Origin of the sequence: Rhizobium phaseoli, assembly GCF_001664385.1 — a bacterium.
In the GTDB taxonomy this organism is placed as follows: domain Bacteria; phylum Pseudomonadota; class Alphaproteobacteria; order Rhizobiales; family Rhizobiaceae; genus Rhizobium; species Rhizobium phaseoli.
This window is the reverse complement of sequence record NZ_CP013532.1, coordinates 3,080,740-3,095,253: the sequence shown is the minus strand read 5'-3', so window position 1 is coordinate 3,095,253 and position 14,514 is coordinate 3,080,740. Positions and strand designations below refer to the sequence as shown.

19 protein-coding genes, 1 tRNA gene and 1 pseudogene are annotated in these 14,514 nt (G+C 60.5%); 12 read left to right on the top strand and 9 right to left on the bottom strand.

The window, feature by feature from the left end:
- Positions 1 to 99 precede the first annotated feature (99 nt).
- Complete coding sequence (locus AMC88_RS33645; protein WP_167355286.1) at positions 100 to 270, top strand: hypothetical protein; 171 nt, start codon at positions 100 to 102, stop codon at positions 268 to 270.
- 123 nt (positions 271 to 393) lie between these two features.
- Here the strand turns inward: AMC88_RS33645 and tnpC are convergent.
- Positions 394 to 1,047: pseudogene (gene tnpC / locus AMC88_RS15030) on the bottom strand (IS66 family transposase); the annotation flags it as partial.
- Between tnpC and AMC88_RS34595 the strand changes: the two are divergent.
- Both AMC88_RS34595 and AMC88_RS15020 read left to right on the top strand, forming a co-directional pair.
- Positions 1,013 to 1,438 (top strand): helix-turn-helix transcriptional regulator, encoded by a 426-nt coding sequence (locus tag AMC88_RS34595; protein WP_335726530.1) that lies wholly within the window; start codon positions 1,013 to 1,015, stop codon positions 1,436 to 1,438. The pseudogene tnpC and the gene AMC88_RS34595 overlap by 35 nt on opposite strands.
- Positions 1,439 to 1,924: 486 nt before the next feature.
- Complete coding sequence (locus AMC88_RS15020; RefSeq protein ID WP_167355285.1) at positions 1,925 to 2,107, top strand: helix-turn-helix transcriptional regulator; 183 nt, start codon at positions 1,925 to 1,927, stop codon at positions 2,105 to 2,107.
- Between the two features lie 306 nt (positions 2,108 to 2,413).
- On the opposite strand, the gene AMC88_RS15010 is transcribed toward AMC88_RS15020, so the two are convergent.
- Positions 2,414 to 2,489: transfer RNA gene (locus AMC88_RS15010), tRNA-Ile, on the bottom strand.
- Between the two features lie 220 nt (positions 2,490 to 2,709).
- On the opposite strand from AMC88_RS15010, the gene AMC88_RS15005 reads away from it, so the two are divergent.
- Positions 2,710 to 3,078, top strand: coding sequence for a response regulator (locus tag AMC88_RS15005; RefSeq protein WP_064818666.1), 369 nt, complete (start codon positions 2,710 to 2,712; stop codon positions 3,076 to 3,078).
- A gap of 120 nt (positions 3,079 to 3,198) precedes the next feature.
- On the opposite strand, the gene AMC88_RS15000 is transcribed toward AMC88_RS15005, so the two are convergent.
- The 3 genes from AMC88_RS15000 to AMC88_RS14990 form a co-directional block, all read right to left on the bottom strand.
- Positions 3,199 to 3,390 (bottom strand): hypothetical protein, encoded by a 192-nt coding sequence (locus AMC88_RS15000; RefSeq protein ID WP_004677735.1) that lies wholly within the window; start codon positions 3,388 to 3,390, stop codon positions 3,199 to 3,201.
- Positions 3,387 to 4,052 carry an acyl-homoserine-lactone synthase gene (locus AMC88_RS14995; RefSeq protein ID WP_064825480.1) on the bottom strand — a complete coding sequence of 222 codons (666 nt, stop codon included), beginning with the start codon at positions 4,050 to 4,052 and terminating at the stop codon, positions 3,387 to 3,389. The genes AMC88_RS15000 and AMC88_RS14995 overlap by 4 nt, the downstream gene beginning before the upstream one ends.
- Positions 4,053 to 4,274: 222 nt before the next feature.
- Positions 4,275 to 5,000 (bottom strand): LuxR family transcriptional regulator, encoded by a 726-nt coding sequence (locus AMC88_RS14990; protein WP_029531407.1) that lies wholly within the window; start codon positions 4,998 to 5,000, stop codon positions 4,275 to 4,277.
- A 121-nt stretch (positions 5,001 to 5,121) separates the two neighbouring features.
- Here AMC88_RS14990 and AMC88_RS14985 point away from each other — a divergent pair, with 121 nt between their 5' ends.
- Complete coding sequence (locus AMC88_RS14985) at positions 5,122 to 5,316, top strand: hypothetical protein (RefSeq protein WP_004677738.1); 195 nt, start codon at positions 5,122 to 5,124, stop codon at positions 5,314 to 5,316.
- A gap of 349 nt (positions 5,317 to 5,665) precedes the next feature.
- On the opposite strand, the gene AMC88_RS14980 is transcribed toward AMC88_RS14985, so the two are convergent.
- From AMC88_RS14980 to AMC88_RS14970, 3 genes are all read right to left on the bottom strand, one after another.
- Positions 5,666 to 5,962, bottom strand: a complete 297-nt coding sequence (locus tag AMC88_RS14980) for a GIY-YIG nuclease family protein (protein ID WP_064825479.1) — start codon at positions 5,960 to 5,962, stop codon at positions 5,666 to 5,668.
- A 480-nt stretch (positions 5,963 to 6,442) separates the two neighbouring features.
- Entirely contained in the window at positions 6,443 to 6,682 is a 240-nt protein-coding gene (locus AMC88_RS14975) for a DUF2934 domain-containing protein (RefSeq protein WP_004674437.1), read from the bottom strand.
- Positions 6,683 to 6,708: 26 nt separating this feature from the next.
- A complete protein-coding gene (locus AMC88_RS14970; RefSeq protein WP_004674439.1) occupies positions 6,709 to 6,915 on the bottom strand; it encodes a hypothetical protein in 207 nt (68 codons plus the stop codon).
- Between the two features lie 350 nt (positions 6,916 to 7,265).
- Between AMC88_RS14970 and AMC88_RS14965 the strand changes: the two genes are divergently transcribed.
- Together AMC88_RS14965 and AMC88_RS14960 are read left to right on the top strand one after the other, a co-directional pair.
- A complete protein-coding gene (locus AMC88_RS14965) occupies positions 7,266 to 7,649 on the top strand; it encodes a BRA0787 family protein (protein WP_004674441.1) in 384 nt (127 codons plus the stop codon).
- Between the two features lie 216 nt (positions 7,650 to 7,865).
- Positions 7,866 to 8,279, top strand: a complete 414-nt coding sequence (locus tag AMC88_RS14960) for a DUF4174 domain-containing protein (RefSeq protein WP_041683705.1) — start codon at positions 7,866 to 7,868, stop codon at positions 8,277 to 8,279.
- Between the two features lie 41 nt (positions 8,280 to 8,320).
- Here the strand turns inward: AMC88_RS14960 and AMC88_RS14955 are convergent, their stop codons facing one another.
- Positions 8,321 to 9,031 (bottom strand): GntR family transcriptional regulator, encoded by a 711-nt coding sequence (locus tag AMC88_RS14955; RefSeq protein ID WP_004674445.1) that lies wholly within the window; start codon positions 9,029 to 9,031, stop codon positions 8,321 to 8,323.
- A 268-nt stretch (positions 9,032 to 9,299) separates the two neighbouring features.
- Between AMC88_RS14955 and AMC88_RS14950 the strand changes: the two genes are divergently transcribed.
- From AMC88_RS14950 to AMC88_RS14930, 5 genes are all read left to right on the top strand, one after another.
- Positions 9,300 to 10,388 carry an ABC transporter ATP-binding protein gene (locus AMC88_RS14950; RefSeq protein WP_012484557.1) on the top strand — a complete coding sequence of 363 codons (1,089 nt, stop codon included), beginning with the start codon at positions 9,300 to 9,302 and terminating at the stop codon, positions 10,386 to 10,388.
- Positions 10,389 to 10,439: 51 nt separating this feature from the next.
- The gene (locus AMC88_RS14945) at positions 10,440 to 11,738 is read left to right on the top strand and encodes an ABC transporter substrate-binding protein (protein WP_012484556.1); all 1,299 of its coding nucleotides are present in this window, start codon (positions 10,440 to 10,442) and stop codon (positions 11,736 to 11,738) included.
- A 299-nt stretch (positions 11,739 to 12,037) separates the two neighbouring features.
- The gene (locus tag AMC88_RS14940) at positions 12,038 to 12,943 is read left to right on the top strand and encodes an ABC transporter permease (RefSeq protein WP_064825478.1); all 906 of its coding nucleotides are present in this window, start codon (positions 12,038 to 12,040) and stop codon (positions 12,941 to 12,943) included.
- Position 12,944: 1 nt separating this feature from the next.
- The gene (locus AMC88_RS14935; RefSeq protein WP_064825477.1) at positions 12,945 to 13,766 is read left to right on the top strand and encodes an ABC transporter permease; all 822 of its coding nucleotides are present in this window, start codon (positions 12,945 to 12,947) and stop codon (positions 13,764 to 13,766) included.
- 1 nt (position 13,767) lies between these two features.
- Positions 13,768 to 14,511, top strand: coding sequence for an aspartate/glutamate racemase family protein (locus AMC88_RS14930; protein WP_064825476.1), 744 nt, complete (start codon positions 13,768 to 13,770; stop codon positions 14,509 to 14,511).
- The last annotated feature ends 3 nt before the right edge of the window (positions 14,512 to 14,514 follow it).

Sequence of the window (14,514 nt, the reverse complement as noted above, 5' to 3'; positions counted from 1 at the left end):
GCCGTACTGCCAGCTCAGTTCGATGTTTCCGCTCCTGGGGAGGCCGCTGCTACTTATTGAATTTTGTATGCCTCGGAGCCACGGGTCGGAAGCGAACCATTGATCGAAAGGATGTCCGAAATTGTGGCTTTAATGGAAGTTTTGGCGAAAGCGTGGCCCGAAACACGTCTAGCCGTGTTGTCCATTTTGGACGAACTGGGCGACGAAGTAGATACGATCACCGCCTGCGACTATGTCTGGCGGACAGCTTTTGCTTTGCGGGCGGATTGAGTTGACCTGGGTGTTCTGAACCAGCACTGTGAAAATCAATTAGCCGCCGTCGTTAAATGAAAAGTGCATTCCGCAGCATCTCGATGTCGGCTTAGGGCCGACAGCAGACTTCAGCCGTTTGTTCTAATATTTCCACGGCTGGAGCTCATCGATGCGGCTCTGCTTGTGGCCGTTGACGATGGCGGTGAGCATGCTGGTCAGATAGGTCAGCGGATCGACGGCATTGAGTTTACAGGTCTCGATCAGCGAGGCGATGGCGGCCCAGTTCTCGGCTCCGGCATCATGACCCGCAAAGAGTGCGTTCTTCCGATTGAGCGCAATCGGCCGGATGGTCCGCTCAACAGGATTGTTGTCGATCTCGATGCGTCCGTCGGCCAGGAAGAGCTTCAGACCATCCCAGTATTTGGCGGTGTTGGCCAAAGCCTCGCCGAGTGGGGACTTGGTTGAGACACGGGCACGGTGATGGACAAGCCAGGTTTGCATGTCGGCAACGAGCGGCGCAGACCGTTCCTGTCGCCCGGCGAGGCGAGCCTCCGGATCAAGACCGCGCAGTTCGGCCTCGATCCGATACAGTTCACCGATCCGTTTGACGCCGCCCTCGGCAATAGATGCTGCTCCGTTCGGGGTGATCTCCACCAGCTTGCGACGAGCATGTGCCCAACAATAGGCAAGCCGAATGTCCTGTCCAATGCGGTCGGGTCCGACCACCCTGTTGTATCCGGCATAGCCATCGACTTGCAGAATGCCGGAGAAGCCCTCCCGTATCCGTTCGGAATTGGCAAGGTGGGAGTGGAACAGCGGTTACCCAGAAACATCCTCACACGTCTGCTCACCGTGCGTTTCTCTAATTGTTGACAATTGGTCCCATTTGCCGCCTGCTCGGTCCATGGATTCGACGTCGGAAATTATGAATGTTCTCCGCGCTGGGCGCGCTTTGATGGGACTTAGCCAGGACGAGCTGGCTGGCTTGGCTGGTGTTAGCCGTCAAATCATCGTTAGGATAGAGAGAGGCGAAACCAACATTCTCGTAGACGCAATCGAGAGGGTACGCGCCGCACTCGAGGCCCGCGGCGCAGTCTTCATCGACGGAAATAGCGAGCGCGGTCCAGGGGTTGCTATGACGCGCGTTGCTAACCACGAATCCAGCTTCAACAAGGTTCCGAAGTAGAATTAAATCGGCCCTCTGCGTTTCTAAAAGGTGCGGGTCTCCTGTACGGCGTCGCTTCTGTCAACCCTTAGTCGCCGCCGAATCCTTCAAGGATTCGACTGAATGAGGCAGGCCGGTTGCCCCTGCTGGCGCCCCGACGGCTCTATCATACTGCACGACCAACTATATATAACAAGTTGCTCATGTCAAGCCTTTTTGCTCGCTTGGTGATCGTGGCGATTATAGAGTAAGCAAAAAGTTTTGGCTATGGGTCGTTCTAGATCATCTTTTGCTTCTGAGCATGCAACGATGCTGCAGGACTCGTAGATAAGGAAGACTCAGCGAAGTGTACTTCAAGGATTCGACTAGTGCGTGAGTAAAAAATTGACATATTGTCAACAATTCCTCCAAAAGTTGCATTTATACTTGGTTTTTGCTAAAGTGTACATGATGGCGCACGAGCGGGAGACCGCTGGCCGGAGCCATCGTCAACAGAGGAGAATCGAAATGAGCCGATTCTATCGACTAAACGAAGCTTGCCAACGAACCACCCTCTCGGAAAGCACGATCAAGCGACGAGAGAAGGACGATCCGGACTTTTTCAAGCGTCATAGGATATCCAGAAGACGCATTGTCTATGACGCCGATCAGGTCGACGGCTGGATGGCGCGGCAGTTGCTGAATCCATGAAGCTCGGTTGGAGTTCCGGCCGGCGTCTTCGCCGGCCGGAAAGGCCGATGTTGTCAAAAATGTTGTCAAGCAGCTTTCCCCCAGCGGTTCGATGCCTGCAAACCACGTAAACGATTGGTAGGCGCGGAGAGATTCGAACTCCCAACCGAGCGGGTATGAACCGCCTGCCTTTATCGCCAGCCGGCACGGGCGTGTCGATAAGTATACGATCTCAAACGATTTTTCCCGAAAAACGATAGGGAGCGTGAGGCTTGTCCGAACGCGGCGTTCGCGTTGTTGTCTCGGAAGTGCCCAAGAGGCATGAAATGGTGGGCCCGGAGGGACTCGAACCCCCAACCAAGCGGTTATGAGCCGCCGGCTCTAACCATTGAGCTACAGGCCCTGACGCCGGTGGTGGGCGTCGCGGTGCCGAAGATCGGCACCGTGATGCCGGGGCAATGGTTCCCGCAGCATCGGTTCGCTCTAGCCCAAATTGCAGGGAGCCACAAGCGGGCAGGGCAACATCTGTGGATGATGCATATTTCATGGGCAAAGGCACTGGAACCTTGCCGCGCGGAATACACTTATTCGAATCAGATTCCGCATGAAAAGGGCGTTTGCAGATGGTCGCTTCGAACAGTGCCGTGGTGCTCATCGTGGAGGATGAGCCGCTGATCCGGTTCAATATCCTCGATGTGCTGGAGGATGTCGGGCACGTGGCGCTGGAGGCGGCGAATGCCGATGAGGCATTGGTGGTGCTGAAGGGCCGGCAGGATGTCGATATCCTGTTCACCGACGTCAACATGGCCGGTTCGATGGACGGCATCCAGCTTGCCAAGCGGGTGAGGGCGATGCGGCCGAATATCGGCATCATCATCACCTCGGGCATGGTGCGGCTCGATCCGATGGCGCTGCCCGCCAACGCAGCCTTCCTGCCGAAACCCTACATGCACGATACGCTGATCTCGACGATCGATTCCCTGATGACGTGAGCGGATGGCCTGGCGACAAGACAGGGGCGCGCAGCCGCAAAACGGGGACAGGTTTTGCGGCTGCGCGCGAGGCGCCGGGAGACATGCTCCCCTTCAGGCGGGCGGAGGGGAACCGCACCCTCAGCTGAAGCTGCTCTTCAGCGCCTCGTTCTCGTGTTGGGCCTTCTTTTCGTAGATCGTAAACAGCGCCATCGAGAGCAGATAGGAGAGGAAGGGATCTCCTATCTGAGTGGCGATGTCGCGGGATGCGAGCACATGGCGCTCGAGCGCGCTGATATCTTTCTGCGTTGTGGTTTCAGCGAGGCGGTTCATGCTGCCATCTCCAGGAATTGCGTCACGACCGAGCGGGTCGGAACGTGTCTGACATAAAGGGGTAGGGTCAGGCCGAGGGCGGCGCGCATCCTGCGCAGCACGCGATCCGACACTTCGAAGGCGCCGCAGCAGACGGGATACTTGCCGTAGCCGTCTGCGCGGCCGAGTTCTTCCACTTCGGCGCCTGCGCGCTTGTAGACGCGCTTGAGATAGGGTTCGTAGTTGGAAATCATCGTATGGATGCCGTGGTCGAGCGCGCATTCGCACAGCGCGAGCAGCATCATCGAAAAGGCGCGGCCGGCATCGATATTGGGGAAATCCTTGGCGATCGCGTCTTCATCGATGCACATGCGCGTGCCCTCCCAGATGCCTGGTGCGACGAGATCGGCGGCAGCGGGAAACGTCTCGCGGAAGACGTCGTAGAGAAGGGTCGGGCCGGTCGTCGGCATCAGGCGCATGCCGCCATAAAGACGCGTGCGGCTGTCGTTGCACCAGACGAGATAGGCCGGGGCGAGCGCATCATAGCTGTCGCGTTCGTAGGGGCCGATGACGGGAACGTCCCAGCCGAGCGTGTCGGCGAAGACCTTCTTGCGTAGGCGGAACATCTGGTCGAGTACGGCAGCGTGTTTCTGATACTCATGTGCCTGAATGATAACGAACATCTTGCCCTCCAGCGTTTGCAGTTCGTGGAGAGCAGAATGGTTCAGGCCGGCCGCATCGGAAATTCCCTCAGATGGGCCCCCACAGATGGGGGGATTAGCCCAAAAGTATGAGGACTGGGTTATGCCCTGCACACGGCAAGACGCCGAAGCGCGGCAACACTTCAGCGTCTCGAATCTCGCTTGCGAAAACAGGGTCGTGGATCGAAGAAAACGAAAAATGCTCTATGGATTGATGATGCGCAGTTGCACCGCCCGCGAGGCGGCCGCCGAAATCGTGGCGCAGCCGAGCTTGAAGCGGGCGGTCTTCAGGTAGTCGCGGGTGGTGTGCTCGGAAATGCCCAGGATCACCGAGATATCCTTGTAATCCTTGCCGAGCGCGGTCCAGTGCAGGCACTCGATCTCGCGTGGCGACAAGGCCGGCACCGGATCATGTTCGCCGTACAGTTCATAGACGGCCTTCTGATGGATCAGATGGGCGATCTCGATCCATTCGTTGCGGCAGCGACGCACGAGTTCGCTCCAGCCGTCGGCCGGGATGCGCGCATTCATCGACAGCAGCGCGCGGCGCTGCGCCTTGTCGGCAACGGGAATGGAATAACCATTGCCGCCGATGCCGTGCTTCTGGGCATCGACCAGCATGGCATAGGCCTCCGGCGTCGGCTCGACTTCGCTCCAGTCGAAGGGCAGCTGGCGTTCGAAGCCCTGCTTGACGATCGGATCGACCTTCACATAGCTGTTCAGGAGGTAGCGCGAGACCCAGGCATCGGGATAGGTGGTGCGCACGAAGGGCGAATCGATCTTGCTCGCGATCGTCTGGGCGAGATGGTAGGTGACGAAATCGAGGCCATATTCCGCCTGGAGAATACGGATGGCGGCATCCACATTGGGCGCAGCCTTGATCTGTTCGAAAGCGGGTTCGAACTTGTCGCTGTAAGTATTCTCAATCATTTCCATCGTCCCAATTCGCTCAATCCTACCGTGAGGACCGTCTAAAATACAAGGCATCCCCACATATGCGGGAGTGACAATCCGGGCACCACCTGCTAGCGCCTTCATGAGGAGACCTCATATGGACAGCAAGAGACCATTCGAGATTGCCGAATGCCAACAGGCCGCCAAAGGCCTCAAATCCAGCTGGCAGGACATGGCAGGTTCCGAAGCGTTGATCCGCGCCCTCGTTGCCGAACGCAACGGCGACAGCCCGCTGGCGCTGTTCTGGACCGAGGTCCATCGGGCACTTTGCCAGGAACACAAGGCTTTCTGACAAGTCTGCCCCGGCGAACGATTTCCGTCTTTTCCCTGATATGAACAGCATCGCCTGGCATCGAAGCCGGCCCCCCGGCGAAATGAAATCCGCGCTCCGCCCATGAGCCGGCTTCATGTCCACCCGTTTCCAATTTTGCAAAGAGGGTGTCGAGCGGCAATGTCGCCGGCGGGAAGGGGGATAGGCCTTATCCCCTATCTTTGTGCCAATATGCTTGATGAAGCGTTTAGAGCCGGAACAGTCGGCGGTCGGGGTGGCGGCTAGACTGTGCCATTACGGGTACTCTCTCTCCGCCCTCATCCTGAGGCGCCCCGGAGGGGCCTCGAAGGACGAGGGTCGGCCACCCCGCTCACTCAGCCCTGACCGGCCCGCGTTTCGATAGTTCCGGCAAGGCCTCGTAATCCAAGGCAATCAATGCCTCCTTCTTGCGGCGCGACCAGCCCTTGATCTGCCGCTCGCGGGCAATGGCGTCGATGACGCGGTCATAGGTTTCGGTAAAGACGAGTTCGACGGGGAGGCGCTTGGCGGTGTAGCCGTCATAGGTTCCGGCATTGTGCTCCCAGACACGCGCCTCGATCTCCTGCTTGGTGACCCCGGTATAGTATGAGCCGTCGCTGCAGCGGAGGATATAGACGGTGACTTCCATGACGGCAGGCTAGCATGGGGAGTGAACGGCCAGCAATCGGGCGGCGTTGGATCGCCCAGCCACCCCCGGTCTTCGGCCTGCCGTGGCCGACCTCGTCCTTCGAGGCCCCTGCGGGGCACCTCAGGATGAGGTCGGAGAGGGCGCAGCTTGTGGTCGGTGTGCCATGTGGCGGTGGCGCGTGTGATGCCGTGTAGAGAAGACCCTGGGGCTTGCCGCTCAGTCCTCCGATAAGCCGCGAGCCGCAGCCTCTCTCCGCCCTCATCCTGAGGTGCCCCGCAGGGGCCTCGAAGGACGAGGGTCGGCCACCGTGTCTGCTCCGGCAACGGATAAGGCTTAAAGCGCGTAGCCACCCGCCCCCGGAGGCTCCGGCCTTAGGCCTACGCACCTTCAGGATGAGGGCTGGTCGTGGTGCCGCGTAGCTGATGGGCTGATTGGTGTGCTGCGCGGCTGATGGTCTGATCGCCAGGCCGCGCGGCCGGCTCAACCAACCTTTGTCGACGGATTGATCCAGTCCTGGCTCGGCAGTTCCGGCCGTGGCGGCTTCGGGCGGAATTTCACCAGCACCTCGCGGCCGTCGACCGAGGCCTGCGTGCGCTCCAGGGCATCACGCTCGGCGACCGCCTGGCGCCAGTGTTCGTCGTCGCGGCCGTCGGGGCGGCCCTGCTTTTCCCAGATTGCGTAGGCTCGCTTGCTGATCCAATCGTGGCGTCTGTCGCTCATTTGTCCGTTCCGTTGGTGAAAAGGCGTTATTCGGCAATTCTGTCCGGCGGCACGGGCGCGCGGCGCTTGGCTGCCATCAGCAAGTCGAGTTCGATCGAGGAGGGCCCGAAACGGGTGAACAGGCTTTCGGCCTGCTCGCTGCGCAGGCCATATTTGGAGGCGAATTCGTCAAGACTATATGGACGGCCACGCAGAACCCTGGTCCGCCGCTCCGGTTCACGGATTTGCGTCATTGGTGGTAACCCCATCTGCTTTTTGCAAAGTGAGAACAAAACAGATTACAGCCGCAAAAGTTCCGTGATTTTTCACGGTTTTTCCGGCCTTTTGCACCAGTGCGGCGCGGCTGGCATGGATTTTCAAGAATGGCGTGTGGCGAGAAAATTTCGCCTAAAACATGCAGGAATTTCATGCCCTTAAGCAAATGGCTTCCGTTTCGGCGGAGAAATGGGCTTTATCCCTCGCGTGTTACTCTATAGAATCAATCGTGTTATTCGGTCTGCGAGGGGCAAAAAGCTGCGTTCCCCGCGTCGATGCCGACCGATCCAGGAGGAATTTGGCTTCAATCCATCAAGAGGAGACAGACATGATGAATGCCCTGCCGCCACTTCATAACGGCCACGCGCCGTTTACCCTCCAGCAGCTGTTTCGCGAGGCACTTTACGCCTTCGAGGAATGGGACAGTGAATTGACCGAACCGATCGTGACCCACGAAGGCCGGGTCATCCCGATCAGCTTCGTTTTCGAAGCCATGCGCGAATGCACCGACATCGTGCCGATGAATATCGTCGGCGCCGTCACCGAGCGGCTGACCAAGCCGTGGGAAGGCGAAGGTCCGCTCGACCAGATGACCTTCTCGACGGCGGCACGCGTCATGCGCGTGCTGGTGCGCAAACGTCTTCTCGCCAACGGCACGGCGGATCTCGTCGCCGTTTCCTCGCATGCGGCCGAAGACCAAAGCCGCGACTGACAGGAAAAGGATCGCGGCGCTTTAGGGCTGCGATCCTTTTCTGTTTCGGCGGAACCTCCCTTATTCCCAGCCGTTTCTTTCCATGTTTCCAATTCGCACCGGATTGGGAATTATTCAGTCATTCAGCGCGTTACAGCGTTCTCCGCGCCGTTTGCGCGCAGGTGCTGGAATGCGCAGACACAGCCCGTCGCATGATGACGGGCGAGGAATAGCACCATGCTGAAATCCATCGTTCAAGAAATCATCGGCACACCGCGGCGTGAGCCGGAACTTCCGCAATCGCTCGAACAGTTTCGCGACAGCAAGCGGGTGCTGATCATCTTCGCCGATGCGCAGGACGATCGCGCGGTGATCCAAGACGAATGGTTGCGCAACGCCCATATGCGTCTCATTGAGGAAGATGTCGAAGTGTTCATCATCGCCGGCGGCGGCGCCTTCTCGCTGTTCGACGACGACTGGGATCTTGATGCCGACGATGTCAGAGAGCGGCTGCAGGGACCGCCGTCGGGCGAGTTCGGGCTGATCCTGATCGGGCGCGACGGGACGGTGAAGCTGCGCTCCAGCGAACCGCGCACCGCCGAGGAGATTTTCGAGGCGCTGGACAGCCTGCCGAAGACGACGCCTTGGTGACTGCGACCCGCGTGGCATAGGCAGCCGCGCCGGCGCTCCCGTCAGAGTTCGAAGGCCTCCTTGAGGCCGAGGCTCTTGCGTTCGCGCAGATCGAGGTCGGCCTCGATATGGGCGATGTGATGCAGCATCAGCTGGCAGGCGCGGTCGAGTTCGTCGTTTTCGATCGCCGCGATGATATCGCCATGTTCGGAATGGCCGCAGCTTGAGGCGGTCGACTGGCCGTAGAGCGCGATCACCAGCGACGAGCGGGCGACGAGTTCCTCCATAAAACGCTGCATGATCGCATTGCCTGATATTTCCGCCAACATCAGATGGAAATCGCCCGACGCCTTGATCTCGGCGCGCCGCGCCGTCTGGCCGCGCTCGCTCATCAGCCGGCCTTCCTCGAGCAGCAGCTGTCTCAACTGGGCGATGTCGCCGGGCGTGATCCGCGCTGCTGCCTCGCGCAATATGCCCGGCTCGACCAGGCGGCGGGCGGCGAAGATCTGGCGGGCCTCGTCGGGGGAGGGATAGGCGACGAAGGCGCCGCGGTTCTTCTCGACGCTGACGAGACCTTCATAAGAGAGCGCCTGCAGCGCCGCGCGGGCAAGCGTGCGACTGACGTTGAACAGGTTGCCGACATCGCTCTCGGAAAGCTTGGTGCCGGGGGAAAGCCTGCGCTCGACGATCGCTTCGCGAATGGCGTCGCGGATCTGCTGCGCGCCGGTTTCGGCGGAGTCTTCGGCCTGCGCAGCCTTGGCGGCGGATTTCATGTAATTCTGTTCCCTGATGACGGGCAAACCATATCCGGCTTCGCGGCAAAAGTTAAACGGAATTTGTGGCCGAAGCAGCCGCTAAATTGTATACGATTTTTTGCGTAAATTGCGGACAATAGCCTAAATCATGTGCAGACGATGCTATGCTCATAATTTGCTCTAGCGCGGTCCTTCTGGGCAAATTCATTTATTTACAATGGTTTGAGCAGCTAAAATCGGATTGGCACGGCAGATGCATCATCTTCTTCGAACAGGGGAAGGCATGATGTCGAAAGCGGCAGAGATCGATATAGTATCCGTTTCGAAGGTCTATGGGGCGACGACGGCCGTCCATGGGATCAGCCTGAAGATTCCGGCCGGCTCCTATTGCTGCTTCCTCGGTCCGTCGGGCTGCGGCAAGACCTCGACGCTGCGTATGATCGCCGGCCACGAGAGCATTTCGTCCGGCGATATCCGGCTCGGCAATACCGTCGTCACCGATTTTCCGCCGGCCAAACGCGGCACGGCGATGATGTTCCAGTCCTATGCGCTGTTTCCGCATCTCGACCTCATCGACAATGTCGCCTTCAGCCTGAAGATGAAGGGCGTCGACAAGGCCGAGCGGCGGGCCAAGGCGCTCGAGATGCTGAAGCTGATGCAGATGGAGCCCTATGCCAACCGGCGGCCGGCCCAGCTTTCCGGCGGCCAGCAGCAGCGTGTGGCGCTGGCGCGCGCGCTGATCACCGATCCGGAGGCGCTGCTGCTCGACGAGCCGCTGTCGGCGCTCGATCCGTTCCTGAAGATCCGCATGCGCGCCGAACTGAAGAAGCTGCAGAAGTCGCTCGGCATCACCTTCGTGCACGTCACCCACAGCCAGGAAGAGGCGATGGCGCTCGCCGATATCATGGTCATCATGAATGACGGCCGGATCGAGCAGGCGGCGGCTCCGCGCGAGGTCTTCGAGAAGCCGGCGACTGCCTTCGTCGCCCGCTTCATGGGCGATCACAATGTGCTGACCGGCCGGGTGACGTCGAGCGGCAACGGCGTGCTCGTCATGACCGTGCCGGAGGGGCAGAGCTTTTCCGTGCGCGGCGCGGGCAGGGCAGTCGGCGAAGCTGTCGATATCGGCATTCGCACCGACCGCGTGCGCCTGCAGGTGGCGACCGAATGGACACTCGGCTTCAACGGCATCGTCTCCAACGTCGAATATCGCGGCTCCTCCGTGAAGATCACCGTGCTCGGCGCCGGCAGCGACGACTTCACCGTCATATCGGACGACAGCGACTATTTCGCCCGCCCGGTGGCCGTCGGCGAGGCGGTCTCGCTCAGCTGGGAACTCGATGATGCCTTGCTTCTCGGCCGCTCTTCCGCATGAACCATCACCATCAACAACCAGCCTTGCGCATTAACAAAAAGGGGAACTGACATGACGACTGAAACGACATCGACCAAGGCCGCGAATGGTCTTTCCCGCCGCACCCTGTTGAAGACGGGTGCTGCAGCCGTCGGCGCCATTGCCGGCTCCGGCGCTCTCACCGGCTTTCCCACCATTTGGGCGAAGACGAACATCACGCTTCGCCAGTTCGGCACCGGTGTTTCGAACATCAATGCCATCGCCGAGAAGTGCAAAGCCGATCTCGGCATCACGCTGGAGATGACGGCAACCGATTCCGACGCCGCCGCCCAGCGCGCCGTCACCCAGCCCGACAGCTACGACATTGCCGACATCGAATACTGGATCGCCAAGAAGGTGTTCCCGACGGGCGTGCTGCAGCCGATGGACGTCAAGAAGCTCAAATATTACGACAAGATCGTGCCGCTGTTCATCAACGGCAAGATGAAGCCGGACAGCGTCATCGCCCAGGGCACCGCGCCGCACACGGTCGGCTTCGTCGAGGGGCAGGATTCCAAGAAGTTCGCCAAGGAGCCGACGCAGTGGATGACGATGGTTCCGACCATCTACAACGCCGATACGCTCGGCATCCGCCCGGATCTCGTCGGCCGCGACATCACCAGCTGGGCCGATATCATGGACCCGAAGTTCAAGGGCAAGACCTCGATCCTCAACATCCCGTCGATCGGCATCATGGATGCGGCGATGATCATGGAAGCCATGGGCAACATCAAATATGCCGACAAGGGCAACATGACCAAGGAAGAGATCGACAAGACGATCGAATTCCTGATCAAGGCCAAGGGCGACGGTCAGTTCCGCGCCTTCTGGAAGAGCTTCGACGAGTCGGTCAACCTGATGGCCTCGGGCGAAGTCGTCATCCAGTCCATGTGGTCGCCGGCCGTGGCCGCCGTCCGCTCCAAGGGCATCGCCTGCAAGTATCAGCCGCTCAAGGAAGGCTACCGCGCCTGGGGCGGCGGCCTCGGCCTCGCGTCGCACCTCAAGGGCGCCGAACTCGACGCGGCCTATGAATATATCAACTGGTACACGTCGGGCTGGGTCGGCGGCTACCTCAACCGCCAGGGCTACTATTCCGCCTGCATGGAAACCGCCAAGAACTTCATGACGGCAGACGAGTGGGGCTACTGGATCGAGGGCAAGCCGGCGCAAGGCGATATCCTGTCGCCCGAGGGCAAGGTCATGGAAAAGGCCGGCGCCGTGCGCGACGGCGGCGCCTTCGAAGCCCGCATGGGTGCGGTTGCCTGCTGGAACTCGGTGATGGACGAAGACCGCTACATGGTCCGCCGCTGGAACGAGTTCATCGCTGCCTAAGGCGATTGCCGTTTTCCCCTCCCCAACCCTCCCCACAAGGGGAAGGGAGCCCGGAGGCGGTGCGGCAAAGAAACTCCCTCCCCCTTGTGGGGAGGGTTGGGGAGGGGCTTTCTGACCCTTCCCATTCGAAAACAAGCTTCGCGGTGGCCGAGACGCTGCCGGGATTCCTCTTCTCCCGGCGGGGGTCCGGAGGACGGGTCGAGACCAGTGGCTCGACCCAGGTAAAGGTGCCGGCAGGCGGATGAGGGGGCGGCACGCGCCTTCGTTCAACCTGACGTAATCAGAACGGAGAACGGGATATGGCAACCATCGCAATAGACACGGAAGAGCACAGCCGCCGCAGCCGCGCCTTCCGCCTCTCCCCCTCAGCCATCTCCTATCTCCAGGCGACGCCGCTGATCGCCATTCTCGGTTTCTTCTTCCTGCTGCCGATCGCCATGATCGCGGTCGTCAGCTTCTGGGATTACGACTTCGCCGGCCTCTATCCCGACTTTCTCACCATGAACTACACCGACACGCTCGGTTCGTGGGTAACCTGGAAGACCTATCTCAACACGCTGAAATTCACCGCCATCGTCTGGGCGCTGACGCTCGTCATCGGTTTCTGGGTAGCCTATTTCCTGGCCTTCCACATCCGCAAGACCTCGACGCAGATGATCCTCTTTCTCGTCTGCACCGTGCCGTTCATGACCTCGAACATCATCCGCATGATCTCGTGGATCCCGGTGCTCGGGCGCAACGGCCTCGTCAATTCGACGCTGATCGAGATGGGCGTCATCCCGCAGCCGATCGAATGGCTGCTCTATTCCGATTTTGCCGTCGTGCTCGCCATGGTGCATCTCTATACGCTGTTCATGGTGACGCCGATCTTCAACACGCTGATGCGCATCGACCGGTCGCTGTTCGAGGCGGCGCGCGATGCCGGCGCGTCCGGCTGGCAGGTGCTGTGGAACGTCGTCATTCCGCTTGCCAAACCCGGCATGGCGATCGGCACGATCTTCGTCGTCACCCTTGTCATGGCCGATTTCTCGACGGTGCAGGTGATGTCCGGCGGCCAGAGCGCCTCGGTGGCGCTGATGATGAAGAACCAGATGTCGCTGCTGCAATATCCGGCGGCGGCGGCCAATGCCGTGGTGCTGCTGGCCGTCGTGCTGCTGATGGTCGCGGCGATCCTGCGCGTCGTCGATATCCGCAAGGAGCTTTGAGATGAACCACGAGAAACGCGGCCTCGAATTCTATCTGCTGGCGATTTTCTTCGTCGTCTTCGTGCTGTTCCTTTACGGCCCGCTCTCGGCGATCCTGATCCTCTCCTTCCAGGGACCGGACGGCGGCCTGACCTTCCCGATGAACGGCGTCTCCACGCACTGGTTCTTCAACCTGTTCGAAAAGCAGGCGGTCGGCGATTTCGGCGCCTCCTTCCGGCGCTCCTTTTCGCTCGGGCTGATGGTCATGGTCGTGACCGTCGTCGTGTCGCTGCTTGCCGGTCTTGCCTTCCGCCGCCGTTTCCGCGGTTCGACCGCGCTGTTCTATGCGACGGTCGCCAGCCTCGTCGTGCCGTCGATCATCGTCTCGCTCGGTATCGGCGTCGTCTTCCAGGAGGGCGGGCTCAAACCCGCCTGGTATTCCTCCGCCTTCGGCGCGCATCTGACCTGGACCCTGCCTTTCGGCGTGCTGATCATGTTCGCGGTCTTCAACCGCTTCTCGCCGGCCTATGAGGAGGCGGCGCGCGACCTCGGCGCCAGCTCCTGGCAGACCTTCCGCCATGTCGTGCTGCCGATGATCGCGCCGAGCCTGATCGGCGTCGGCCTGTTCGGCTTCACGCTGTCCTATGACGAGTTCGCCCGGACGTTGATGACGTCGGGCACCTATAATACGCTGCCGCTCGAAATCTACGGCATGACGACCAACGTCACGACGCCGGTGCTCTATGCGCTCGGCACGGTGACGACAGTGTTTTCCTTCACCATCATTCTCATTGCGCTCGGCATCATGACCATGCTCAGCCGGCGACAGGCAAAGATCAACTGACATGCGCATTCTCATCGTCAATCCCAATACCACCGCCTCCATGACCGAAAAGGCGGCGACCGCCGCGCGCGCAGTGGCCGCATCCGGCACCGAGATCATCGCGGCCACCTCACGCATGGGGCCTGTCTCCATCGAGGGCCATTATGACGGGGCGCTGGCGATCCCCGGGCTGCTTTCCGAACTGAAGGAACGGCAAGCGGCCGGCTATGACGCGGCTGTCATCGCCTGCTTCGACGATACCGGGCTCGAAGCGGCGCGGAGTTTTGCCGACGTGCCGATCCTCGGGCTTTGCGAATCCGCCATCCTGACCGCAAGTTTTCTGGCGCAGCGTTTTACCGTGGTGACAACGCTGGAACGGTCGCGGGTGTTGATCGACAATCTGGTGCGCCGCTACGGCATGGGCGCGCGCGCCAAGGTGCGCGCCTCCGACATTCCGGTGCTGGAGCTCGAAGATGCGGCATCGGGCGCGATCGGCAAGCTCAGGGCAGAGATCGAGCGGGCGCTTGAAGAAGACGGCGCCGAGGCGATCGTGCTCGGCTGCGCCGGCATGACCGATCTGGCGCGTCAACTGCAGGATTTTTACGGCGTGCCCGTCGTCGATGGTGTCTCGGCCGCCGTCAAGCAGGCCGAGGCGCTGGTCTCGCTCGGGCTTTCCACCAGCAAGCGTGGCTCCTACGCCTCGCCGCTGCCGAAACCCTTCACCGGCGCGATGAGCGCCTTCTCGCCGGCCGGGAAGCTCGGCTGAGCC